Source organism: Streptomyces sp. NPDC047453 (assembly GCF_040643155.1).
Taxonomy (GTDB): Bacteria; Actinomycetota; Actinomycetes; order Streptomycetales; family Streptomycetaceae; genus Streptomyces.
In genome coordinates, this window is record NZ_JBEYTS010000051.1 from 1 (window position 1) to 23,169 (window position 23,169).

Here is a 23,169-nt window from a genome sequence, read left to right on the forward strand (position 1 = left end):
ACGGGCGGAGACGCTAAACGCCTCGTGGAGCGCCGGTAAGACCAGGACGAAAGTCCCGGCACAGCGCGTTGAAGCAGGAAGCCCCCGGAAGGGTCGGACGACCCAGGCCGGAATCCCTGGACTTTAGACCAGGGAGCACGTCAAGTTCGCTACGGCCGTGACGTCTCCCGCAGGAGCGGCGACCAAGCCGACGACAGGCTGGCCGTCGACGGTCAGGAACCGTGAGCCGGTACGAGCGGTCAGGGGAGCGCCAGCATACGGTTTCAGCAGGAAGCGTCGATTCCTCGTCTCGGGCGTGCTTGCAGCAGTTGCGCTGCTGACAACCTTCGCGTGCTCATCAAACTCCGGGCACGCCCAGGCGACGTCGGCCCCATCCACCGCCGTCTCCCGGACGACTGCGGTGCCTACAGGTCCCTTCGCCCTCGGCCGCGGCCAAGGTTTCAACGCGTCAGGAGCATTCCCTCCCCTGATGACCTGTGACAGTCCCCACGACTACTCCCCCGGGCTCACGTTCAAGAACGTCCCCGCTGGGATCGCTGAACTCGCCCTGTCCATGGTCGACCTGAACGACCAGAAGGTTCACTGGTTGCAGGTCGGCCTTCCCGCGACGGCGTCGGGAACGAAGGCGCACACCCTGACTCCCGGCGCCCGGGAACTCCTGAACGACCTCGGCGAGGCGACGTACGACGGCCCCTGCCCACCCGCCGGCCACACGCACGAGTACCAGCTGACGCTGTACGCGCTCCGCGACCCCCTACCGGCGCCCTTCGGCCAGAACACCTCGCCGAGCCAAACCCTCAAAGAACTAAGGAGTCACGCCGATGCCACCGCGGTGCTGATCGTCCCCTACAAGCGGCACTGACCAGAGCCGGGCCGGCGGGTCGCGAGCAGCCCATTCTCGCTGGTCAGAGGCATTGTGCGGTGCTGTCACCTGCAAGTCGTCACGGGTTCCAGCCGCAGCCGCCGGATCGGCCAGGGTGATGCCTCGGCCGGGCCGAACCAGAGCCGGACGTCCACCCCTGTGCGGACGGGCAGGAGGGGGTAGTCGTTTTCGGAGTGCTCGGTGCGGTGCAGCGCATGACGCGGGCCCAGGTGCCGGGCTGCGTACGCGTCGAAGGCAGCCGCGTCCGACGGCTGGCAGACCGTCGCGACCACCTCGCGGGTGCCCGGCTCCGGCGCGAAGCCCGGACCGCGGAGCAGCAGGACGTCGTCGCTGTCGATCATGGTGGCGTTGGCCGCGTCGCGGTGTTCCCGCCAGACCGTGCCGGTGTAGAACGCCTCCAGCGCGCGCCGGCGGTGCGTCATGTCGGGGAACGCGCGCAGCCAGACGAAGCGGTCCGGGTCGTCAAGGTCGCGGAACCGGCCGCCGACGGTGATGCCGGCCGCCTGCTGGCCGGTCACGAACTCGCGCTCGAACAGCTCGATCAGGGTCTCCCGGGTGCCGGGATGCAGGGTGTACTGGCGGAATTCGACGATGCTCATGCGCCGGCCGACCCGGTGCGGGTGAGGTCCATGATCCAGTTGAGCTCCCAGGTACGGCCGCCGTCGCCGGAGAACTCCTGCTCCCAGCGGGCAGCTTCCGGGCCGAGGCGGTACCAGGTGAAGTGCACCCGGATCGGGCGGCCGTCGTAGGTGTCCTCGCCGTGGAAGTCACCGCGGTCGCCCGTGAAGCCGCCGATCACCGGGGGATCCAGCCGGCCGGTCCGGCTGTCCGACCAGTGGATCGACCACTGGCGCGTTTCGTGGTCGAACAGCCGCAAGGTCACGCCCTGGCGGCCGAGGGTGGGGAAGGTGATCTCGTCGATGTTCCCGGCGCCCCCGAACAGCGGCTGGATCACCGAGTGACCGGGGAACTCCATCCAGGTGGTGGCGCCCGGGCCGCCGAGCGGGGTGGTGAGGCGGCGGTTGGCCACGTTCCAGGAGCCGTGCAGGAAGTCGAAGTCGTCCATGCGCCGCAGGTTAGGGGAACTCCGCTGACATCCACTGTCAGTGGATACTGGGGAGCATGCGTGCGAGCCGACTGGTCACCCTGCTTCTGCTGCTCCAGAACCGGGGCCGGATGACGGCCCAGCAGCTGGCCGAGGAACTGGAGGTCTCCGTCCGTACGGTCTACCGGGACGTCGAGGCGCTTTGCGCCGCCGGTGTCCCGCTGTACGGCGACGCTGGACATGCGGGCGGCTACCGACTGGTCGACGGCTACCGGACCCGCCTCACCGGACTGACCGCGGACGAGGCGCAGGCCGCATTCCTCGCCGCACTCCCCGGCACCGCCGCCGAGCTCGGCCTCGGCGAGGCGCTCGCCACCGCCCAACTCAAGTTGCGGGCCGCCCTTCCGACGGAGCTGCGCGAGCACGCCGGGCGGATCCAGGAACGCTTCCTGCTCGATGCCCCCGGCTGGTACGGCGACGCCGACCGTACGCCTCACCTGGCCGCGGTCGCCGGAGCGGTGTGGGCACGGCGGGCGGTGGTCCTGCGGTACCGGCGCTGGCGGGCACCGGAGGAGATCGAGCGGCAGGTGGAGCCGTACGGGCTCGTACTCAAGGCCGGCCGCTGGTACCTGGTCGCGAGCGGGCCGTCCGGAATCCGCACCTACCGGGTCGACCATCATCGAACTCCACTCCCTGGAAGAAGAGTTCGTCATCCCGGACGGGTTCGACCTGGTCATGCACTGGAACAGCTATCTGGCCGACTTCAGAGCCCGGCTGCACACCGGGGAGGCTCTGGTACGGCTCACCCCGGAGGGCGCCCGCCGCATCGGCGTGACACCCGCGGGTGACGGATGGACGGAGACCCGGGTGCCCATCGAATCGATCGACCACGCCCACGGAGAGTTCCTGCGGCTGGGCACCGACGTCGAGGTCATCGCACCGGCCGAACTCCGCGACCGCATCGCCGCGACGGTATGGACCCTGGCCACCCGCTACGAGGGGTGACTCCGAGCAGCCCGCTCCGCATTGATCCTCCTCAAACCACGCCCAGGGCGGCTTGCTTCTCATGGTTGCCTGCCAGGAAGTCGGTGATCCGGTGGTTCGTCTGCGCGGGCACGGCGGTGGGCATAGCGAAGTGGGTGAGCTCGGCGAGGATCTCGATCCGGGCGTCCGGTACGGCCTTGCGGGCGCGGACTGCGACTTTCGCGGCGTCGTGGGCGTCGCTGCGGCCGGCGAGAAGGACCAGGAGCGGGACACTCAGCGTCGTTGGGTCCGGGCGGCGGCCGACGACCAGTTTCCGGTTCCCGAACCCCGAGACCGCCAAGGCATAGAGCCGCTTCCAGCCCAGGTCGGTGTCCGTGCCCGCTGTCTCACGGTCCAGGTACGCGCGTGCGCGGGCTTTCGTCGGGCGGAGCAGTATCGGCAGCGAGCGCAGCAGGAAACCCGGGCGGAAGTCGGCGAAGCACTGGGTCGGGTCGAGCAGTACCAGCCGATCGACCCGCTGTGCGGCGTGCAGGGCGTAGGTCAGGGCCATCCAGCCGCCGTAGGAATGACCCAGCAAGTGCGCGCGGGACACGGTGAGGCCGTCGAGCAGCGCGTCCAACCAGGCCATCAGGTCGGTGGTTGTGCGCAGCGGGCGCCCGCTGGGGACGCTCTGTCCGGCGTCGCCGAGGATGTCGACGGCCAGCACCCGGTGGTGCGTGCCAAGTGCCCGAACATTGGCGAACCAGACGGCGCCGGTGGAACCGCCGCCGTGCAGAAGGAGGACGGGGGTGGCTTCAGCTGGGCCGTAGGCGTGGACGCGGGTGATGCCGTACGGGGTGGGAACGTCGATCTCGGTGGTACCAGTGGGCCAGCGGGCGAGCAGTGCGTCGTAGGCGGCGAAGAACTCTTGGGATGAGGACACGGCGAACCCTCCGAGGGATCATCTCGTTGACCAATTCTCTCGCTCAGCGAGATAGTAGCCCAGTGAGTAATGACAACAACCCCGCGATGCGGCTGGTCCATCTACTGCGCGCAGTGACCGTGGAATTCGATCTGCGCGGCGCCGATTTCGCCGGGCGAAACGGCCTGCACCCCACCGATCTGCGGGCCCTCATCCACCTGCTGGACGCCGACCGGGCGGGCACCGACGTCACGCCGGGACGGCTCGGTGCGGCGCTGCGGCTCAATTCGGCGGGCACCACTGCCCTGCTCGACCGGCTGGAGCGCCTGGGGCTCGTCCGTCGCGAGCGCGATGAAAACGACCGGCGCCGCATCATGCTGACGGTGGAGCAGAAGGCCGTGGAGCTGGGCTGGTCCTTCTTCGGCCCGCTCATCGCCGACCTCGTCGATGCGGCCGAGGACTTCACCCCGGGTGAACTGGACATCGTTCACCGCTACCTGACCGCTGCACTTCGAGCAGCCGCTCCCGTATACGACGCGTCGACGCCCGCCGCCACCGCCAGCAAGCCGCCGACACCACGGCCGTTCCCACAGCGGTTCGGTCGGCCATGATGGCAGCACAGGTACAGGTCAGTGATCACAGAGAGTCGCAACTCCGTGATCACGGAACCTGCGCCTGCCCAAGGTGGACGAGGCAGGCGAGCGGTGGGGCGGCGGGACTCTGTGGCCCGCCGCGTGGCGTGGATACACGCAGCCCGGGCTACAGCCCCCAACCCTATGAGCAGTTGGCGAGCTGGTGACCCTCCACCATCGGCTTCAGCCCATCACTGTCGTGGACGTTGGCCACTGAGACGCCAACGACCAGGGTGCTGTTGCCGGACAGCAGTCCCCCGGTGCGACGGGCACCGGCCGGGCGGCACCGGTCAGTGCCTCGCGCAGCACAGCCACGCTCGGCGCCCCACTCATCGCGCCGTCTGCCTCCCGGTACAGCCGGCACGACACACTGGGCACTGCGCCGGGCAGCGCGAACGGGTCGACGCCGTCCAGCAGGATCGTCGGCGAGCCGGTCATCCCGCACGCGGCGGCCTGGTCCTGATCATGGACCTCCACCAGCTCCACCTCCGCCGGCTGCCCCGCCAGTGCCGCCGTGACCCGTTCCAGGGCCAGCGGGGCGTTCCGGCATTCCGGAACCGTCAGCACCATTGAAGGGCAGGGTGACGCGGTCGACGGATACAGACCGACTGCCAGACAGACGCAGGGGCCGTTCGGCCCTCGGAGGTGCACCAGGTTGCCCCTGCGTGCCGAGGCCACCCCCGACGCACGCTGGAAACCGGTAGGGACATACGCCCGGAAGGTGATCGTCATGATGTGGTACGACGGCGGCTGGGGCTGGGGCGGCTGGCTCTTCATGACCATGTTCATGGTGCTGTTCTGGGCGCTGGTGATCGCCGGAATCGTCGCGCTCGTCCGCTACCTCACCGGTGCCCGCCACGACCGCCAGTCCGGACGGCCCCTCTCCTCCGGTGAGCCGGGATGGGGAAGCAGGCGGGCCGAGGAACTGCTCGCCGAGCGGTTCGCCCGCGGGGAAATCGACGAAGACGAGTACAAACGACGGCTTGCGCTGCTGCGGGAGCACCGGTGAGCTGCACCTGGCCGGCGAGCAGCAACAGAAGCCCCTGTCCATCGTGATCACGGCCGGGCAGCGCGGCGACTCCCCGCAGTTCGAGGCCGTGATGGAGCGGATCCGGGTGCCCCGGCTCGGCCCGGGCCGCCCACCCACCCGCCCCCGCCGAGTCCGCGCCGAGTCCGCGCCGTCGCAACCCGATACGACAAGCTCGCGGTCCGCTACGAAGCGACCGTCCTCGTCGCGGCGATCAACGAGTGGCTGTGAGCAGCATGGCCAAACGATTCCTAGACAACGTCGAATTCGTTGCCTTCCGGGTCCTGGAGCAGGACTGCGTACTGCCCCATGTCCGGCTCATCCGTGATCCGAAGCACGCTGGCGCCGACTTTGATCAGTCTTTCCACTGTGGTGGTGACCCGCTGCGTGCGGACCGCCAACGGGACGTCGCGCCCGCCGCCGACCTTCAGGTCGAAGTGGATGCGGTTCTTGATGGCTTTGGGTTCCGGAACCTGCTGGAACCACACCCGCGGCCCTCGTCCTGCGGGATCGACGATCGACTCCGGGATGTCGCCCGCACCTACGGGCAACTCCTCCTCAGGCACCCCCATGGCTGCCCAATATTCCCGCCAGGTGGCATGGCCAGCCGGTGGTGGTTCGGGTATGTATCCCAGAGCCTCGCTCCAAAACGCCACCAGCCTCTGCGGATCGGCACAGTCGATCGTCAGTTGCACTGTCATCTCCATAACCAGAGCCTGACAGACACGTCTGACATTCATGCTGGACCGACCCCGCGAACGGCAGAGGCAGGCCCTAGTGGGCGCCGTCCGACATCGCCAAGCGCCGGGTGAAGGTCTTGCCGCCGTCCTCGGACTCGTAGACGCCGAGGCCGGTGGCGGCCAGGACATGGCCGGAACCGACCGCGGTCAGGGCCTGGGGCTGCCCGCCGGGCACGGTGCCGGCCTTGGCCCAGTTCTCGCCGCCGTCGGTGCTGCGGTGCAGCGCGCCGGCGAGGTCGATCCCGTACAGGTCACCCTGCTCGGCCCAGGAGAGGTAGGCCATGACCTGCCCGGCGCCGCCTGTGAAGGTCTTACCGCCGTCGGTGCTGCGGGCGACGCCGTTCTCCGTGGTGGCCAGGACGGTGTCGGGGTCTTCGGGGCTGACGGCGATGTCCAGGGCGGCCAGTTCGGCGCGGTCGTCCCAGTTCTTGCCGTCCTTGCTGAAGCGCAGCAGTCCGCCCGTGCTGTCGTAGCCGTAGATGGTGCCGTGCGCCTGTTCCAGGGCGTGGAAGTCGGCCTCGTCGGCGAGGGAGACGGTCTGCCAGGTCTTCCCGGCGTCGGTGCTCTTGATCAGGCCGCGGTTGGCGTGGTCGTCGCTGCCCTCGGAGGGGTGGCCGCTGCCGAGGAAGGTGTCGGTCCCGGTGACGGTGAAGCCCATGTAGTCGGCGGTGTCTCCCATGCGCTTGGCCGATCCGTCGTCGTTTACGGCGATGATGCCCTGGTGGGTGGCGACGTAGAGCCTGCCGTCGCCGGGGTTGACGCCGAGCCCGTGGACGTGGCTGACCTGGGGAGCGGATGCGTGGGAGCGCTTTTCGGAGGACGAGTCGTCGGAGCCGCTTGAGCAGCCGGTCAGGACAGCCGCCAGCAGGGTCACTCCGGTGATCGTGGAGAGGAATCGAGCAGACATCGAAGATCCTTGTGTTGGTGCGGTGCGAAGACCGGCGGCGGTACGCCGGTACAGGGCCGGGGCGAGGTGGTTCACGGCCGGTTCCGGGGCGAGCGGCTCGTGGCACGGGCCCGGCGCGCCGAGCCCGTGGTCGACGTCGGCGGGGCCGCCCGCCCGCACACCCCTTGTCCGGGCAGGGCGCGCGGGGATGGGTTTCCCCACACCGGGAGCGCTTCTGGGTGGCTGGGGCCCGCACCGTGCGGACCCCGGGCACCGTCGGGTCACTTCTTGCCGAGGAGCTTGTTCATCCTGTCGATCTCGGCGTTCTGGGTGGTGATGATCTCCTCGGCCATGGACTTGGCCGGGCCGTGGAAGCCGTTCTTCTGCTCGGTCTCGGCCATGGCCACGGCGCCCTTGTGGTGCTCGATCATCATCTCCAGGAAGGCGGTGTCGAAAGCCCTTCCGGAGGACTTCTCCAGCTCCTCCATCTGCTCGGGGGTCATCATCCCCGCCATGCCATGGCCTCCGTGGCCGGAGTGCTCCATATCTCCTTCGGCGGGGACGTCCTCGCCCCAGGAAGTCAGCCAGCCGGTGAGGGTCTTGATCTCCGGGTCCTGGGCTTTCTTGATCTCGACCGCCAGGTCCTTGACCTCCTTGGAGGTGGCGCGGGTGGCGGCGAGGTCGGCCATCTCCACCGCTTGCCGGTGGTGGGGGATCATCCCCTGGGCGAAGGAAACGTCGTCGGCGTTGCGCGTGCCCTCCGAGGCAGAGGCGGAGGCGCTGGGCGAGGACTGGGTGCCGTGGCCGGAGTGCCCGGTAGAGGCGTTGTCGCTGCCGCAGGCGGCAAGGACGACGGCAGCGGCTGTGGCGACGGCTGCGGCGGCGTCCCGGCGCAGGGTGGAACGGTGTGCGGTCACGGTGGTGTTACTCCTGCGGAAGAAGGGTGAAAGGGCACGGTGCGGCGACTGCTCCCCATGGGAGACGGCGGCGCGCTGGGTGCCTCTAAATGCGCAGGAGTTGCAGTTCGCTCAGGCACGGCGGTGCTCGGTTGTCGAGCGAGTCCGCAGGCCGCTGTGGAGCGGCGGACGCATCGGCCGCCGCAGCCACCGTGGCGGGAGCCAGTGCGGGAAGGACCGGAGCGCTCTGCGACGACGCCGCGGACGTGGCCGCCACGCTACAGGCGCTGGCCACGCCCTCCCGGCTGCGGATCCTGGCCCGCCTCCAGGCCCGCCCCCAGGTGGGCGCCGCCGCCGTCTACTTGATGTGCCGCGCGGGTCGAGTGGCGATGTGGAGCAGGTACTCCAGAGGGCCACGCCGGAACAGACGGGTCCACACAGTCGCCAGGAGCGCGGCGGCAGCGATGAAGCCCAGCAGCACCGGCAAGGCGGACATGGTCGCGTCCTCGATCACGGCCACGTGCCACACATCGGTGAAGAACCAAAGGGCGACGACGTGCAGGACGTAGACAGTCAGCGCCGTCGTGCCGACCGCAGCGACGGGTACGGCCAGGCGTGTGAGGCGCGGCATTCGGTCGGCGACCGTCAGGCACGCGGCCACCACCACGAGGGCGACGCCGGTGTTGCCGAGGATGGAGAAAGTCGTCTGGCTGTGCGGTGCCGCCACCAGCAACCAGGCGAGCGGGGTGCCGTCGTCGGGTTCGCCGACGGCGTCGGACCACCACGCGGACGATGCCGAACCGCCGTCCGTGGCGGCCGCGACGGCGGACAGAGTGTGCGGGACCAGATGCATTGCGAGCCAGGAGCCTCCATAGCCGAGCAGGGCGAGCGCCCCGCCGGTGAGGGCCAGTCGGGATCGGATGCCGGACCAAGTGAGGTCGAGTCGGGCCACCGCCATACCCGCGATCAGGAACGGCATCCAGGTGAGGACCGGATATTCCCCGGTGAACAGCAGTTCGATGATGCCGTCCGTGCCGCTGATCCGGGCCAGAGGGTCCCGGGCGGCGATGGCGTCCCCCCAGTTCCCTTCCTCGATCGACTTCCTTATCACGTACAAGACTTGGGGCAGGATCAGCGCACCCGCGGCGGCGATGAGTGCGAGGGGCTTTGCCCGCAGCCGGTACAGCGGGAGGACGGCGAGGAAGAGCAGCCCGTAGAAGCTGAGGATCACGTCGACTTGGGTGTTCAGGGCGGTCAGGGCGTAGCCGAGCGCCAGCAGGACGACGGCGCGGATCACGATCCTGACCACCGCCTGACGGCCGGAGCGCCCCGTCCGTGGGTGCGGACGGCCGGTGATGACGACGAGCGAGAAACCGGCGAGCAGCGCGAAGAGGGCGGACGAGCGGCCCCGCGCCATCTCCAGTAAGAACCCCACCGGCCCGCCCACCGTCACGTCGGGGCCGACATGAGCGGAGTACATGCCGAAGACCGCGAGCCCGCGGGCCAGGTCTATACCGATCAGCCGGCCCGTGGACGGCGTGGCGGCCGGGACGGACGAGCGATCCGTCTCGAGTTGGTGCGGCACCCGTGTCGGCACGGCCGACGATGCAATCTGCGTCATGCCTTCAGGGTCGACCGATAACCGGTCCGAGCCACCCCGACGGGTTTCCGAAGGCACCCCGCCGACCGGCCGAAGTCGCCCCCGCCGACCGGCTGGAGCCGCCCGGCCAACTGGCGCGAAACGCAGCCGGCCCGCCGACGGACGGCTCCCAATGGAGTATGGATGGAACGGCGGGCATGCGACGAGCGGAGCGCACGTGATCCGGGTACTGGTGGTCGACGACGAAGCCCTGATCCGCATGGGTTTCACGTACATTCTCAACACGGTGGACGATATCGAGGTCGTGGCGGCGGTCCCCGGCGGTCAGGCCGTCAGGACGGTGCGGGAGTTGCACCCTGATGTCGTCCTGCTGGACATCCGGATGCCGGACGTGGACGGGCTGACCATTCTGGCCGACCTCCGGCGCATACCGAACCCTCCCGTGGTGGCCATGCTCACCACGTTCGACACCGACGAATACGTGGCAACCGCGCTGCGCTCGGGTGCCGCCGGATTCCTGCTCAAGGACACCGACCCCGAGCACCTTCCCTACCTTGTGCGAACCCTCGCCGACGGCGGAACCGTGTTGTCGTCGACGGTCACTCGCACAGTGGTCGACGGCTACCTCGACAAGGGCGCCTGCGAGCCCTCCGCCGTCCGCCTTGCCTCCGCCCTGACCGAGCGCGAGCGTGCCGTCCTCGTCCTCATGGCCGAAGGACTCGCCAACACCGACATCGGCGAACGGATGCACCTGAGCACCGGCACCGTCAAAGGCCATGTCAGCGCCGTTTTCAGCAAACTGCGGGTCACCAGCCGCGTCCAGGCGGCCCTGATCGCCGAACGCGCGGGCCTCCTCACGCCACCGAAGGACGGGGACACCCGATGAACCTCCGGCACCCGCCGACTCCGCTACTGGACGCCGCCCTCGTCGCGGCGTCACTGGCGGACGCATGGGCCCACATCGAAGTCGAGGAGCACGCGGCCATGGCCTGCGCGCTGCTCGCCGCGTTCGCCCTCGTGCTGCGTCGCCGCCTGCCCCTGACGACCTTCGTGCTCACGCTTCCCACCGCCATGGTCACCGACGCGGTGTTCGCCACCATGGCCGCGCTGTACACGCTCTCCTCGCTGAGCCGCCACCGCACCTTGCTGGCCGGCTGCGCCCTGGCCTACGCGATCACCGACTTCCTGCCCTGGCCATGGTCGTCCCTGAAGGCCGCTGAACTCGCGCAGACCCATCACCTGGTCCACCTCACCTACACCCTGGCCACCTCGGCGGCTCCTGTCTTCCTGGGCCAGCTCGTACACGCCCGGCGCGAACTGGCCCTGCGGCTCGCCGAGATCTTCGAGGCCCGCGAGCACGAACGCCTGCTCATCGCCCAAAGCGTCCTGGCGAAGGAGCGCGCACAACTTGCCCGGGAGATGCACGACGTGGTCTCCCACCAAGTCAGCCTCATCGCCGTACAGGCCGGAGCACTCCAGGTGGGCAGCCATGACACCGAGACCAAAAAGGCAGCCGCCACGATCCGACAGCTCAGCGTGCAGACCCTTGACGAGCTGCGACACATGGTCAGCGTGCTGCGCGCCTCCGACAGCCGCCCCACGGAGCTCACCCCCCAGCCGTCCCTCGCCGACCTGCAGCGACTGGTCGGCAGCAGCGGCATCGAAGCGGAACTGGAGACGCACCTGCCCGAAGACCTTCCGCCCACCGTCCAACGCGCCGTCTACCGCACCGTTCAGGAAGCCCTTACCAACGTCCGCAAACACGCCCCCGGCGCCACGGCGAGGGTATGCATTGATCACCGGAGAGGCGCCATCCACGCCACCGTCATCAACACTGCCCCCACCCGACCCGCGCTGCCCCTGCCCAGCGCCCACCACGGCCTCGTCGGCCTGCGCCAACGCGCCGAACTCCTCGGCGGCACCATCGCCGCCGGATCCACGGCCGACGGCGGATACAAGCTTCACCTGAAACTGCCGGTCAAGGACAGACCGACCCCGACCAGGACTCCTGAACCGAACAATCGGCCAGAGAAGATCCCTGACCGGCCGTTCAACGCAGCTGATATCCCATCAGGAAAAGCCCCCAGATGAGCATCCCGAGCGGTAGCACACAAATACAGTCCGCGCGATGCGCCATTCGGAACAGGGGCAGAGCCCTGCCCCCGGCATGTGAACCCGGATGCGGAAGAGGACCGGCTCCAGCACCGAAGAGGAGCGAATCGCCCTAGGCGATCTGCCGCAGGAGCGTTCCGGGGGAAGCGGTGCCGAGCGCGTGCCCGCGTTCGCGCCGCCCCAGGGCAAGTGCATCGCGTAGGACCGCCGTACCCCGGTCGTGTGGAAGGTCGTCTCCAGAACAAGGGTGTCCTCGACGTAGCGGCGGCTTATGTCGCTCGGGCCGGTAGGGCGGATGGACCAGTGGCCGGCGTCCTCGTCGAGGAGTCGAGCGAAGATCGCCGGGCTGTCGAACCGGGGCAGGCACAGCCAGTCCACCGAGCCGTCGGAGGTGACCAGCGCGACCGAGCGGCAGTCGGACAGCAGAGCGTGATCACCGATCGGTCGCGCACTCATGCGTCACAGCCCGTCCGTCTTGGGCCGGACGCGGCCCGGTTGGGACGACGTGAGCAGTCGCCTGCGCCCCAGGGCTCTCCAAGTGCCCGACGAGTGTCATTGATCCCAGCCTCCCTGCACAGCCGGCCCGGTCCGCAGCCCACGTCGAGAACGGGGCCGACGCCGCGATTGAGCACGGATTCGTCGGCCACGGTGGGCTGCGCGTACCAGCGATGCACAGGCATCCGGATCCGGCGCCCGTCCCCCGAGCGTAGGTACACCGGCTCGTGGCCACTGCACGGGGCGAGCGCGTAGGGATCTGCACCGGCGTAGGACGAACGGTCCTCGGCGGACCTCATGGGGCAGCGTCGCGACCCGGTGCGGGTCGTTCCTCGTCGGCGCGGGCGGCCCGCCGGATGCGGCGGAGCTTGAGAGCGAAAGCAACGGCGGAGACGCCGAAGACGACGGCGGTGATGGCCAGCCACCGGCCGAGGTAGACGCCTTCCGACAGCCGTGCGGCATCGGGGTAGGGGATCGCCAGGTCGAAGATGAGCGGGAACCAGACAAGCAGGAGCACGCCAGAGAGGAAGGTGGGCACGCGCAGGTAATTGATCCACGGCGGCTGTGGCATGCGGATCGCGCGATGCCGCAGCACAGCCTGTGACGACAGATCGGCGACTGAGTACAGGGGCAACAGGATCAGGTCGTGGACGATCGCCGCGCCGACGAACCAGATCGCGACCTCGAGCGGCCGGACGGCGAACAGCCGTACCAGGGCGTAGCCGGTGATGGCGAACGAGGCGATCAGGACGAGAAGATGCAGAGGGCCGGAGCCGTACCAGCGGACGAGGCGCGCCATGGTCACGTCCTGAAGGTGAGCCGGTGCACCCACTTGGTGTTGTTCACGCCGGGGTTGGCCGGAACGATGACGCGGGCTGGGTAGCCGTGATCGAGTGAGAGGTCCGCGCCGTTGACGCGCAGGGCGAGCAGCGATCGGGGGTCGTGGATCTGGTTGCCCCGCAGTACCACCGAGCTGTAGGGGCCTGGTGGTTGGACGGACCTCACCAGGACGCTTCCGGCGTCGGGGAGTCCCGCCAAGGCGGCGAGGTCGGCCAGCCGAAGGCCGCTCCAGTCCTGGTCGGAGGTGGACCATCCCTCCACGCACGCGATCGGCAGTGCGGCGGCATGCTGAGACATCGCGAGAAGCTGTGCGCGCGTGAAGACGAGCGTCGGCCCGTGGCCACGGACCTCCAGCCGCCAATCCGGCCCGACATGGACAGGGGTGACGCCGACGGCCGCGGCCGTCTTGTTGATCTGGAAGTCCTTCGGCCCGCCGCCCGGGTCACGGTTGTGCGGCGCGAGAAGGGCGGTGCGCCGCAGCCGGCCGCCGATGCTCTGTCCTGCGGTGACCACCAGGAGGAGCAGCGACCCGCCCCCCACCATGGCGAGTGCGCCGCGTCGGCTCATGGTCGGCGCCGCGGGCTCGAGCGCGACCAGGCCGTCCGGGTCGGGGGGCTCCGGCCGGGTGCCGGCGAGCCCGGTGCGCAGTTCCGTCAGCAGGTTGCGGGAGCGCAGGGCGCGGGTCATCCGGCCGAGTCTGAGGCTCACATGGACGACGAACGCGGCGATGAACACCCAGGCGCCGTAGAAGTGCAGGGTGTAGAAGGAGCCCGGGAAGACGTAGAAGAGCTGAATGTTGAAGATCCCGGTGACGAACTCGAAGACGACCCCGCCCACCAGCGCCAGCAGCGACAGCCGCTCCAGCGCATGGGCGACGCTGCGGACCGGCAGCCACTCGAACAGCTTCGGGATCACCGACCACAGTTTGGCCAGCACCACCGGCACCAGGACCACGCCGAGGGTCACGTGCACGCCCTGAGTCAGCCGGTACAGCCAGTACGGATCCGTGGGCCAGTCGAAGAGGTAGAAACCCAGCAGGCCCTTGTCCGGGGTCTGGTCGTTGATGCGGTCCAGTCCCGGGTTGTAGGAGGCGTAGGAGAGCATCCCGGTGACGAAGATCAGCGGGATGCCGATCAGCAGCACCAGACCGAACACGGACGTCAGCCAGGGCCCGCGGAGGGGACTGCGCCAGAAGCCGGGACGGAACGGGCCCGGGGGCGGAGGAGTCTGCTCGACCCGCCGCACGAGGGCCCGGGTACGAGCGGCCCCCTTGGCGGCCCGCGCCGCCACAGCAGCGCGAACGCGCTCGAGGCGCCCCTGCGCGTGGCCCTCCTCCGATCTCGGGCGCTGCGGCCCGCCGGAGCCCGGGGACGGGGGCCGTCCGCCACTGTCCATCGGCTGCTCCTCCATCCCCGGGCCGGCTCTCAGAGGGCGGATCGAAATCCACCGCGCCGTCAGTGCCTGCCAAGTCGTCAGCTACAAACTGACACAGACCGAGTCGGCTCTCCGTTTCTGGCGTGCATGCGGGTGCCGGCCGACAGCCGAACGGTTGAACCGGCTCTCCGCACGGTCCGACGGCGCGCATGGTGGCCTCATGGTGGTGGGGTGCGACGCATCGGCGCACGGCGACAGGAGCCGAAGGGTCGAGCCGGACGGAGCCAGTCCCGATGGGTGGACAAGCACACGAAGCTCCGGGCGAACAGGTTGCTCCTGGTCGACAACCCATCTACCAGGAGCTTCACCTCTTCCCAGAACGGGCCTGCCGTCAACTCAACCCGCCGTCAACCCGGTTGGAAACGACTCAGTGACCCACCATCACCGTGGGGTCGGCGGCCTTGACCTTCTTGCGAGGCAGCAAGGCGGCGGGGATCAGGCAGACAGCGACGAGGACGGCCGCCACCAGGAACACCGAGGCAAACGCGTCACCCATCTGGAAACGCACCTCGGCGGGAGAGGTCGCGGTCATGTCCTTGAGGCCATTTGTGAGGAGCACCGAGAACAGGGCGGTGCCGATCGAGGCAGCCACCTGCTGGACGATGTTCATCAGAGTCGAGCCTCGTGCGACGTTGTGGTCCGTCAGGGTGGCCAGCGCCGATGCCATGATCGGCATCATCGAAGCGCCCATCCCGAGGCCCATCACGAAGAGTGCGGCAATGATGTAGGCATAGGAGGTGCCGTCGGTCAGTTGCGTGAACATGCCCATGCCCACGGTGATCACTGTGATGCCGGTTATCACGATCTTGCCGGGGCCGATCTTGTCGGCGAGCATCCCGGCGATCGGCATGGTGATCATCGCGCCTATGCCCTGAGGGGCGAGAAGGACCCCGGAGTGGAGCGCCGACTCGCCGCGCACCTGCTGGAAGTAGAGCGGGAACAGCAGGCTGGCGCCGAAGAACGCGACAGCGAACAGCGACATCGCGATCACCGCGATGCTCATGTCCCGGTTGCGGAACAGGCGCAGGTCGACCAGCGGGTGGATGTTGCGCCGGTGCAAGGCCCACGGCACGAACGCCGCGATCAGGACCAGCCCGATGCTTGCGGGCACGAGTACCTTGGCGTTCCAGACCGTGCCGGTCTCGGGGATGGTCGAGACGCCGTACAAGAACGTCGCCAGTCCCGGCGAGAGCATCACCATTCCCAGCCAGTCGAAGGACTCCGACGGCTGTACGTGGTCCTTGGGCAGGACTTTCGCCGCGTAGACCAGCGCGATCACGCCGATCGGCACGTTGATCAGGAAGATCCAGTGCCATGAGGCGGCGTCGATCAGCCAGCCGCCGAGGATGGGGCCGAAGATCGGGCCGAGCAGCATGGGGATACCGAGCACCGCCATCACCCGGCCGACCCGCTCAGGGCCGGCGGCACGGGTCAGGATCGTCATGCCGAGCGGCATGAGCATGCCGCCGCCGAGGCCCTGGACGACCCGGAACGCGACCAGCATTTGGAGAGATGTGGCAGTCGCTCACAGCGCGGAGCCGGCGGCGAACAAGGTGATCGCGAGGAGGTAGAGCCGTTTGGTGCCGAACCTGTCGGCGGCCCAGCCTGTAAGCGGGATGACGCTTGCCAGAGCCAGCGTATAGCCCGTCATCGTCCAGGCCACCTGAGCCGAGGTCGCACTGAACTGCTTCTGGAACGTCTGCAGCCCGACCGACACCACCGTGATGTCGAGGATCGACATGATCCCGCCAAGCACGATCACGCCGGCCACAAGGAGAACCCCGCCGTCCAGCCTGTCGCGGGACTTGCCCACAGGGGGGCTGCTTTCACTCCGTTGTGATGTGGTCACTTCTCAACCTTTCGAAGGATTGGGAGGCCGGCGATCTCCGGCACGTCCTGCTCGCCAGGGCTCCGGTCCACGCGCTGGCCGCCGGTGGCATCCCCCACGGGCACCGTCCTCCACATCTACGGCCCGGCGGGCCTGGCAACGATATCGGTGGACGAACGTCTGCTGTGAAACCGCCCGGCACAAAGTGGCCGCTGTGCCGTCCCCGGCCACGGGCGGGAACGGCGAAGGTCGTACGGCGGGCTCCGGAGGTCCGGATCACCGCCTCCATCCCGAACGTGGACGCGGCCACCGCACAGGCCCTGGTCGAGAAGGCCCACCAGGTGTGCCCGTACTCCAACGCCACCCGCGGCAACATCAAGGTCGAGGTCGCGGCGTCCTGATCCCGCCCGTGCGAAGGGCCGCACCCCGAACAGGGGTGCGGCCCTCCGCCGTACCCGGGGGCCGGCCCCGGGATTCAGCCGGCGATCATTCCCCGGTGGTCAGCAGCGCTCGCCCGAGTTGCGCGAACACCCCCTTCGGGTGGGCGCGGAACAGCGGTTGGGTGCCGAACAGCACGACCTGGGAGCCCTGCGCGGACGTACCGCTGACGACCGAGGCGCGGCCCGCCGCGTCCAAGGGGCCGCCCGAGCCGTTCTTCAGGGCCCGCCAGTGGCCGGAGACCAGCGGATTGCCGCTGCCGTACGACTGGTCGGCACGTACGCCCGCGCCCAGACCGGTGAACCACAGCGGGGAGTAGACGAAGCTGTGCCCGGAGGCGCCGCCGGTGACCGGGCCGCCCGCGTTCACCACCCGCACCACGCCGTTGGCGTCGCCGTGGCCCTCCACCGCCGTGGCGGCGAGCAGCCCAGCGTCGGTGTTGAAGGCCGCGCCCGTCGAGCCGAGGCCGACCACGCCACCGCCGCCCTTCAGGAAGCCGTCGAGTTCGGCGCGCGCCGCCGGGCCGAGAGCCTTGTACGACAGTCCGGTGGACACGTACAGGACATCGGCGGCGGACCAGTCGAAGCCCGCGTTGAGCACGGCCGTCGAGACCGGCACCACGTCGAAGCCCATCTCGCGCAGCGAGAACAGCTCGCCCGGCGCCACCGCCGCGGCGACCCGGGTGCGGTGCAGATCCGCCGTGCCGCGCTGCTCCGTCGCCCGGAAGGCGACGCCGTACCGGTCGGCGAGCACCCGTGCCTGCGCGCGCGCCGAGCCGGGCACGATCGCCGTCCCGTCGTCCGAACGGCGCACCCGGACGCCCTGCGCCAGCAGGGAGTTGACCGCCGTCAGCTCCTTCGGGTCGTCGAGCCGCAGCGCCAGGTCCCCGTGCGGCGCGACTTGGCCGGTCGGCGCCGCCGCATGGACCGTACGTCCCTCGACACGCAGCCGGCCGTCCTCGACCCGGTCCACCGTCGCACCCCAGAGCAGCCCGAGGCTCCAGCCCGAGATGTCGTACATCGCGGACACGTCCGCGCTGATGTCCCGGCCGTCGGCCAGGATCACATTGGCCAGACCGCGCTTGGGCTGGTGCATGTCGACGACGTACGAGCCGGCCGGATACATCCGTCCGTTCAGCCGGAAGCCCTCGTCCGCCCGTACGACCTGCACGTCATTGGCGGTCAGATGGTCCACCAGCCGGGCCGCGGCCGTCGCGGACCTCTGTCCGCTTCCGGCCGGAATCACATACGCCTGGGGGAACTCGGCGGTGTAGACGTCCTCGGGGCCGATGCCCGGCACACCCGGAACGGTCTCCTCCGACACCGGCCTCTGTGCCTCGCCCGCCGTGCCGCGCCGGAAAATCTCGATCTGGTCGGCGATCACCGAGGCGCGGTGGTCCAGTGCGTAGTCGAGCGTGGCCCGCATCGCGGCGCCCGCGATGGCGGTGTTGATTGTCGACCTGCGTCGCAGCTCGTCGACCGGCTGGGTGTCGTAGTCCTGCCCGTTGACCCGCATCGGGAACTCGACGGTGTGGGCCGCGACCGTGCCGTGGAACGGCATGTACTGCGGAGTGAAGATCGGCGGCCAGTCGTCCCAGCCCTCCTGCTGGTCGCGGAAGGGGATGATGGCGGGTTGCACGCCGTCCTTCTGCGGGGTGTAGCCGAGGCCGTTGATGGCGGCCTCCATGCCCAGTGCGTTGGCGTAGGAATTCTTGAGGAAGAGGTCGTATTCGTAGTTCTCGCCGTGCGGCGGGGTGGTCGGCTCGATCAGGGTGCCGTTGACGTATCCGTGCAGGTCCAGCATCATCACGGGCTGTTTGTCGATGGCGATCTGCCGGATGGCGCGGGACTCGGGCTGGCTGCCGGTGATGAAGTCCCGGTTGAGGTCGAAGCCGTTGGCGTTGGCGCGGGTGCCGGCGATCCTGCCATCCGGGTTGGCCGTGACGTTGAGGTGGATACGGCTCTTCGACAACAGCTCGGTGGTACGGGCGTCGTCCGCCGTGGCCAGCCGCTCGATGAGCTTCAGCGCGGCGTCGGTGCCCTCCCACTCGTTGCCGTGGATGTTGTTGTTGATGAACAACGGCGCCTTGTAAGCCGACTTGATCTTCCGGTCCTTGGCGGCGACCGCGGGAGAGTGCTCGATGCGTTCTCGCATCCGCTCCTGGTCACGGGCCTGCGCCGCGGTCTCCGGCGCGGTGACCGTCACCAGATACAGCTCGTGCCCGCCCGCCGAACGCCCCGCCACCTCGACGCTGACCCGGTCGCTCAGCTTCTGAAGCTCGTTCAGCTTCGGCGCGATGGCGTGATATGGCGTCAGGCCCAGCTTGACCGACTTGTCGGCCGGGTTCACCGGGGGCGGGACGAGCACGGTGTGGCGCGGATAGCCGGTGTCGTGGCGCAGGGCCGGCGTCGGCGCGCCAAGCGCGCGACTGGCCGCGGCGGCCGAAGCGACGGCAACGGCGGTGTCCCGACCGCCGCCTTCACGTACGGGGGGCTGTGGCTTCCAGGGAGCGGCGGTCGCCGGCGGCGGTGCGAGCAGCAGCGCGCCGGCCAGGGCCGCGGTGGCGATCAGAACGGGTCTGGGCATTCCCATACGTTTCATGCCTCCGGTTGATCGGAAGTGATCGGAACGCAGGTCTACCGGTCAATTTCGTACTCCACAAGAGGGCCTGCTGTGGAACATGGGCCCCATAACGCGGTTGGAAGCTCCGATCGTGAGTCGCACGACGGGGGTGCTCCGTCCGCGGCGGAGGTCCGCGGTGGCGCGGGCTCACACGCTCCCCCGGCCCCTCCGCGAGCGACGGGCTTGGCCGGCCGGCCTGGCGCAGGCGTATACGTCGGACGCAGCCCGGCCGGCGGATGCCGTACGGGCCCGTCAGCCGTCCTCGAGCCGGTCGCCGTGCCCGCGCAGGCCGGTGATCAGCGGCAGCCGGACCGGGCGTGGAGAGGAGTCCGCCGCTTTGGCGAGGCGGCGGCGCAGGCCGGCCATCGTGACGTCGAGGGCCTTGGCGGAGCCGAACCAGTTCTCGTCCCATACCTGTGCGCCCGACCGGACACCGCGCGCTCACGGTTCGTATCTCTGGAACCAGTGCGTGTCGAAACACCGGGCGGTCGAGTAGGGATGCCCGCGCTCGGTCAGCATGCGGAAGACGAACTCGGCGGCCGAGCAGTCGAACCGGCGCCAGGAGTCGGGAACCTCCTCGTACACCAGGACGGGCCAGGCCTCCGGGTCGCTGCCCTCGGTGAGCCAGTAGAACTGGTCCGCCCACTCGGACGCAGCCCACTGAAGAAGCCAGGGTCCTGTCGTCGCGTCCACCGTCGGATCGGCGTACCCACCCATGGCGAGGTTGCGCGAGGGCCCGTACCGAGGGCTGATCTCCTCGACCAGGTCGGCCAGCGCGACCTCTCCGGAAACGGCAAGACACAGGTGCCCTGCCCCATGCCCCGCTACGCCGCACTCCAGCGGCTGCGGACGGCGGACAGGCCCACATCGGGGTCGAGGATGGCCCGCTGTCGCGTTTGTTCAATACCCGTCATCGTCGTCCTGAGGAAGACCAGCGCGTAGACACGGCGAAGGTCGACCAGGTCGAGGTGCAGGAAGTCGTGTGCGATGAGGCCCTCCGCTTGCGCGGTCAGGGGACCTGGCCCCTGTCGGTGCGCGCGGGGCGGTCAGCCGAGTGACGGGACGGGCGGCGGCTTCCCAGGCAGGCTGATCAAGCCGCAGCGGCCCTGGCGATCTCTCGGCCAGGTCGAGCCGGCCACCACAGAATGGACCGACTGGTACAACCACACCCGGCTCCACGGTGAGATAGGGCACACCCCGCCCGCCGAATACGAAGCCGACCAGCACCACGAAAGCCCAGGTCACAACCAACATCTGAGATCTCCGCCAAACCCGAAGCGGTTCACGGAGATCATTTTGTTAGGCGTTCTAACATTGTTAAGCAGGCCCCAGGACAGGGTGCCCACTATGCACGGCCTCCCCCATCCCTTCGGATCGAGGCCGCGGACGTCCGCCCACGCCGACGCCCGCCCAAACTCGTCTCCGACAGGAGGAGGACCGTATGCCCGAAGCCGCAGACACGTCCCGCCGCGGGGGCGAGCCGCCGAAGGCCCCGATCGAACGCCGCCACCTCGGCGGCACCGAACGGCGGCGCCACGGCCCGGAGGCCGAGAACCGTCCTCCTGTCTCCAGCCAGAAGCTCAGCAAGGCCCCCGCGGAACTCGTCGAGGAGCCCGGCCCCAGGGTTAACCGGCGCGTCTTCGTCGTCGCCTCGGCCATCATCGTCGCCTTCTCCGTCTGGGCCATGCTCGTGCCCGCGCACGCCGCCGGCACCATGCAGACCATAGTGGCCTGGATCGCGGAGAACCTCGGCTGGTTCTACGTCCTGACCGTCACCGTGGTGATCGTGTTCGTCCTCTGGGTCGCGCTGTCCAAGGAGGGCTCCGTCCGGCTCGGCCCCGACCACTCCCGGCCGCAGTACAAGCTCTTCACCTGGGTGGCCATGCTGTTCGCCGCCGGCGTGGGCATCGACATGCTCTTCTACTCCGTCACCGGACCCATCACCCAGTACATGGCTCCGCCGGCGGGCGAGGGCCAGACGGGCGCGGCCGCCCAGGACGCCGTGGTCTGGACCATGTTCCACTACGGCGTGGCCGGCTGGTCCATGTACTCGCTGCTCGGCATGGCCATGGGCTACTTCGCCTACCGCTGGGGCATGCCGCTGTCCATCCGAGCCGCCCTGTACCCCCTGCTCGGCAAGCGCGTCCGCGGCGGGATCGGCGACACCATCGACATCGTCACCCTGGTCGGTACCGTCTTCGGCGTCGCCACCTCCATGGGCATCGGCGTCGTGCTGCTGGACGTCGGCTTCGCCTCGCTGTTCGGCCTCCAGGCGGGCCTGTCCCTGCAGATCGCGCTGGTGGTCGTGGCCGTGATCATGACCATCGCCGCCTGCACCTCGGGCGTGAACAAGGGGATCCGGCTGATCTCCGAGCTGAACATCTGGAGCGCGGCGGCCATGCTGCTCTACATCCTGGTGACCGGAAAGTCGGCGTTCCTGCTCAACGCGCTGGTGGAAAACATCGGCCGGTTCATCTTCTCGCTGCCGGACCGAACCCTGCAGACCTTCGCCTACCAGGAGGGGGGCTCCAAGTGGATGGCCGGCTGGACCCTGTTCTTCTGGGCGTTCTGGCTGGCCTGGGGCCCGTTCGTGGGCCTGTTCCTCGCCCGCATCTCCCGCGGCCGGACGCTGCGCGAGTTCGTCATCGCCGCCATCACCGCCCCAGTGCTCTGCGACTTCCTGATCGTGAGCATCTTCGGCAACAGCGCCATGTACCAGGTCCTGCACGGGAACACGAAGTTCGCCCAGCTGGCCATGCACAGCCCGGAGGAGGGCTGGTTCGCACTGCTGAAGATGTTCCCCGGCGCCGGCTTCCTGATCGGCCTCGGCACGCTGTCCGGATTGCTGTTCTACCTCACCAGCGCCAACTCCGGCGCCATGGTGATGTCCAACTTCTCCTCCTCGATCCCCAACCCGTCGCAGGACGGGGCGAAGTGGCTGCGCATCTTCTGGGCGGTACTCACCGCGGTGCTGACCATCGCGATGCTGGTGGCCGGCGGGGTCACCACCATGGAGTACGCGACGCTCATTTTCGCCCTGCCGGTGACGTTCATCGCCTGGCTGGTGATGGCCTCCTTCTCCAAGGTCCTGCGCATGGAGCGGGCCGAGCGCGAGGGCCAGGTCCTGCGCCGCCAGTCGACGGCGGCGCACGGCGGCCACGTGCCCGAGCGCACCTGGCGCCAGCGGCTGGAGAGGATGCGCTCCTACCCCTCGAAGAAGCAGGTGGCCCAGTTCATGGAGCGCACCGTGCAGCCGGCGCTGGCCGACGTGGCCCCCGAATTCGCGAAGCACGGCTACCAGGCCACGCTGGACCTGATCCCGAACGAGCACACCGGCATCTCCAGCCACGCGCTGGTGGTCACGATCCCCGAGCACCGCAACTTCCACTACCAGGTGCAGGCCGTCGAGGCCCCGGTGCCGATGTTCGGCGGACGCGTGTCCCGCCAGACGGACGTCTACTACCGGGTCGAGGTGTTCACCCAGACCGGCTCCGAGGGCTACGACCTCATGGGCCTGTCCCACCAACAGGTGATCAACGACGTCCTGGACCGCTACGAGGCGCACCTGGGCTTCCTCACCTACTCCGCCGAGCACGACTACGCCTCGGTGCTCACGCCGCCGATCGTGACCACCACGGGCGCCATCTCGGTGGCGGAGCCCGCGGAGCCGCAAGACGACACGGGTGCGAATACAGCAGGCATCGGGCCGAAGCCGTAGGCGCCGTTCCACCAGACGCCGGTGCCCGCGCCACCCGCTTCACAGCCCTACCGCTTCACCACGCCATCACTCAGAAACGCGGGCGTGG

At 69.1% G+C, this 23,169-nt stretch carries 19 protein-coding genes and 6 pseudogenes; 9 read left to right on the forward strand and 16 right to left on the reverse strand.

Annotated elements, in window-relative coordinates:
• Positions 1–469 precede the first annotated feature (469 nt).
• Complete coding sequence (locus ABZ818_RS30885) at positions 470–862, forward strand: YbhB/YbcL family Raf kinase inhibitor-like protein (RefSeq protein ID WP_361421806.1); 393 nt, start codon at positions 470–472, stop codon at positions 860–862.
• A 65-nt stretch (positions 863–927) separates the two neighbouring features.
• Here ABZ818_RS30885 and ABZ818_RS30890 read toward each other — a convergent pair whose 3' ends face one another.
• Positions 928–1,482 (reverse strand): NIPSNAP family protein, encoded by a 555-nt coding sequence (locus ABZ818_RS30890; protein WP_361421809.1) that lies wholly within the window; start codon positions 1,480–1,482, stop codon positions 928–930.
• Positions 1,479–1,949, reverse strand: coding sequence for a hypothetical protein (locus tag ABZ818_RS30895; protein ID WP_361421812.1), 471 nt, complete (start codon positions 1,947–1,949; stop codon positions 1,479–1,481). The genes ABZ818_RS30890 and ABZ818_RS30895 overlap by 4 nt, the downstream gene beginning before the upstream one ends.
• A 56-nt stretch (positions 1,950–2,005) precedes the next feature.
• Between ABZ818_RS30895 and ABZ818_RS30900 the strand changes: the two are divergent.
• A pseudogene (locus tag ABZ818_RS30900) lies at positions 2,006–2,933 on the forward strand (YafY family protein).
• 31 nt (positions 2,934–2,964) lie between these two features.
• Here the strand turns inward: ABZ818_RS30900 and ABZ818_RS30905 are convergent.
• Entirely contained in the window at positions 2,965–3,834 is an 870-nt protein-coding gene (locus ABZ818_RS30905; protein ID WP_361421815.1) for an alpha/beta hydrolase, read from the reverse strand.
• Positions 3,835–3,920: 86 nt separating this feature from the next.
• On the opposite strand from ABZ818_RS30905, the gene ABZ818_RS30910 reads away from it, so the two are divergent.
• Positions 3,921–4,424 carry a helix-turn-helix domain-containing protein gene (locus ABZ818_RS30910; protein ID WP_361421818.1) on the forward strand — a complete coding sequence of 168 codons (504 nt, stop codon included), beginning with the start codon at positions 3,921–3,923 and terminating at the stop codon, positions 4,422–4,424.
• A gap of 204 nt (positions 4,425–4,628) precedes the next feature.
• On the opposite strand, the gene ABZ818_RS30915 is transcribed toward ABZ818_RS30910, so the two are convergent.
• Positions 4,629–5,015 carry a hypothetical protein gene (locus ABZ818_RS30915; RefSeq protein WP_361421821.1) on the reverse strand — a complete coding sequence of 129 codons (387 nt, stop codon included), beginning with the start codon at positions 5,013–5,015 and terminating at the stop codon, positions 4,629–4,631.
• Positions 5,016–5,175: 160 nt separating this feature from the next.
• Between ABZ818_RS30915 and ABZ818_RS30920 the strand changes: the two genes are divergently transcribed.
• On the forward strand, positions 5,176–5,454 hold the full coding sequence (locus ABZ818_RS30920; protein ID WP_361421824.1) for a hypothetical protein: 279 nt from the start codon (positions 5,176–5,178) through the stop codon (positions 5,452–5,454).
• A 269-nt stretch (positions 5,455–5,723) separates the two neighbouring features.
• On the opposite strand, the gene ABZ818_RS30925 is transcribed toward ABZ818_RS30920, so the two are convergent.
• The 4 genes from ABZ818_RS30925 to ABZ818_RS30940 form a co-directional block, all read right to left on the reverse strand.
• A complete protein-coding gene (locus ABZ818_RS30925) occupies positions 5,724–6,179 on the reverse strand; it encodes a VOC family protein (protein ID WP_361421827.1) in 456 nt (151 codons plus the stop codon).
• 67 nt (positions 6,180–6,246) lie between these two features.
• The gene (locus ABZ818_RS30930; RefSeq protein ID WP_361421830.1) at positions 6,247–7,119 is read right to left on the reverse strand and encodes a F510_1955 family glycosylhydrolase; all 873 of its coding nucleotides are present in this window, start codon (positions 7,117–7,119) and stop codon (positions 6,247–6,249) included.
• A gap of 260 nt (positions 7,120–7,379) precedes the next feature.
• Complete coding sequence (locus ABZ818_RS30935; protein ID WP_361421833.1) at positions 7,380–8,015, reverse strand: DUF305 domain-containing protein; 636 nt, start codon at positions 8,013–8,015, stop codon at positions 7,380–7,382.
• An 85-nt stretch (positions 8,016–8,100) separates the two neighbouring features.
• Positions 8,101–8,205: a DUF6153 family protein gene (locus ABZ818_RS30940; protein ID WP_361421836.1), complete on the reverse strand. Its 105-nt coding sequence runs from the start codon at positions 8,203–8,205 to the stop codon at positions 8,101–8,103.
• A gap of 1 nt (position 8,206) precedes the next feature.
• On the opposite strand from ABZ818_RS30940, the pseudogene ABZ818_RS30945 reads away from it, so the two are divergent.
• A pseudogene (locus tag ABZ818_RS30945) lies at positions 8,207–8,323 on the forward strand (transcriptional regulator); the annotation flags it as partial.
• Positions 8,324–8,352: 29 nt separating this feature from the next.
• Here ABZ818_RS30945 and ABZ818_RS30950 read toward each other — a convergent pair.
• Positions 8,353–9,615, reverse strand: a complete 1,263-nt coding sequence (locus ABZ818_RS30950) for a DUF418 domain-containing protein (RefSeq protein ID WP_361421839.1) — start codon at positions 9,613–9,615, stop codon at positions 8,353–8,355.
• A gap of 196 nt (positions 9,616–9,811) precedes the next feature.
• On the opposite strand from ABZ818_RS30950, the gene ABZ818_RS30955 reads away from it, so the two are divergent.
• Complete coding sequence (locus tag ABZ818_RS30955; RefSeq protein WP_361421842.1) at positions 9,812–10,480, forward strand: response regulator transcription factor; 669 nt, start codon at positions 9,812–9,814, stop codon at positions 10,478–10,480.
• A complete protein-coding gene (locus ABZ818_RS30960; RefSeq protein ID WP_361421845.1) occupies positions 10,477–11,685 on the forward strand; it encodes a histidine kinase in 1,209 nt (402 codons plus the stop codon). Before ABZ818_RS30955 ends, ABZ818_RS30960 begins: the two co-directional genes overlap by 4 nt.
• 252 nt (positions 11,686–11,937) lie before the next feature.
• On the opposite strand, the pseudogene ABZ818_RS30965 reads toward ABZ818_RS30960, so the two are convergent.
• The 4 genes and pseudogenes from ABZ818_RS30965 to ABZ818_RS30980 all read right to left on the reverse strand — a co-directional run.
• Positions 11,938–12,162, reverse strand: a pseudogene (locus ABZ818_RS30965) (trehalase-like domain-containing protein); the annotation flags it as partial.
• Positions 12,163–12,496: 334 nt separating this feature from the next.
• Positions 12,497–13,000 (reverse strand): hypothetical protein, encoded by a 504-nt coding sequence (locus ABZ818_RS30970; RefSeq protein WP_361421848.1) that lies wholly within the window; start codon positions 12,998–13,000, stop codon positions 12,497–12,499.
• Between the two features lie 2 nt (positions 13,001–13,002).
• Positions 13,003–14,196 carry a molybdopterin-dependent oxidoreductase gene (locus ABZ818_RS30975; protein WP_361421851.1) on the reverse strand — a complete coding sequence of 398 codons (1,194 nt, stop codon included), beginning with the start codon at positions 14,194–14,196 and terminating at the stop codon, positions 13,003–13,005.
• A gap of 646 nt (positions 14,197–14,842) precedes the next feature.
• A pseudogene (locus tag ABZ818_RS30980) lies at positions 14,843–16,324 on the reverse strand (DHA2 family efflux MFS transporter permease subunit).
• A 245-nt stretch (positions 16,325–16,569) separates the two neighbouring features.
• Here ABZ818_RS30980 and ABZ818_RS30985 point away from each other — a divergent pair.
• A pseudogene (locus tag ABZ818_RS30985) lies at positions 16,570–16,704 on the forward strand (OsmC family protein); the annotation flags it as partial.
• An 85-nt stretch (positions 16,705–16,789) separates the two neighbouring features.
• Here ABZ818_RS30985 and ABZ818_RS30990 read toward each other — a convergent pair.
• The 3 genes and pseudogenes from ABZ818_RS30990 to ABZ818_RS31000 all read right to left on the reverse strand — a co-directional run.
• Positions 16,790–19,333 carry a M14 family zinc carboxypeptidase gene (locus tag ABZ818_RS30990; RefSeq protein ID WP_361421932.1) on the reverse strand — a complete coding sequence of 848 codons (2,544 nt, stop codon included), beginning with the start codon at positions 19,331–19,333 and terminating at the stop codon, positions 16,790–16,792.
• 471 nt (positions 19,334–19,804) lie between these two features.
• Entirely contained in the window at positions 19,805–20,080 is a 276-nt protein-coding gene (locus ABZ818_RS30995) for a hypothetical protein (protein ID WP_361421854.1), read from the reverse strand.
• A 206-nt stretch (positions 20,081–20,286) separates the two neighbouring features.
• Positions 20,287–20,376: pseudogene (locus ABZ818_RS31000) on the reverse strand (integrase); the annotation flags it as partial.
• A 428-nt stretch (positions 20,377–20,804) separates the two neighbouring features.
• On the opposite strand from ABZ818_RS31000, the gene betT reads away from it, so the two are divergent.
• A complete protein-coding gene (betT, locus tag ABZ818_RS31005) occupies positions 20,805–23,081 on the forward strand; it encodes a choline BCCT transporter BetT (protein ID WP_361421857.1) in 2,277 nt (758 codons plus the stop codon).
• Positions 23,082–23,169 lie beyond the last annotated feature (88 nt).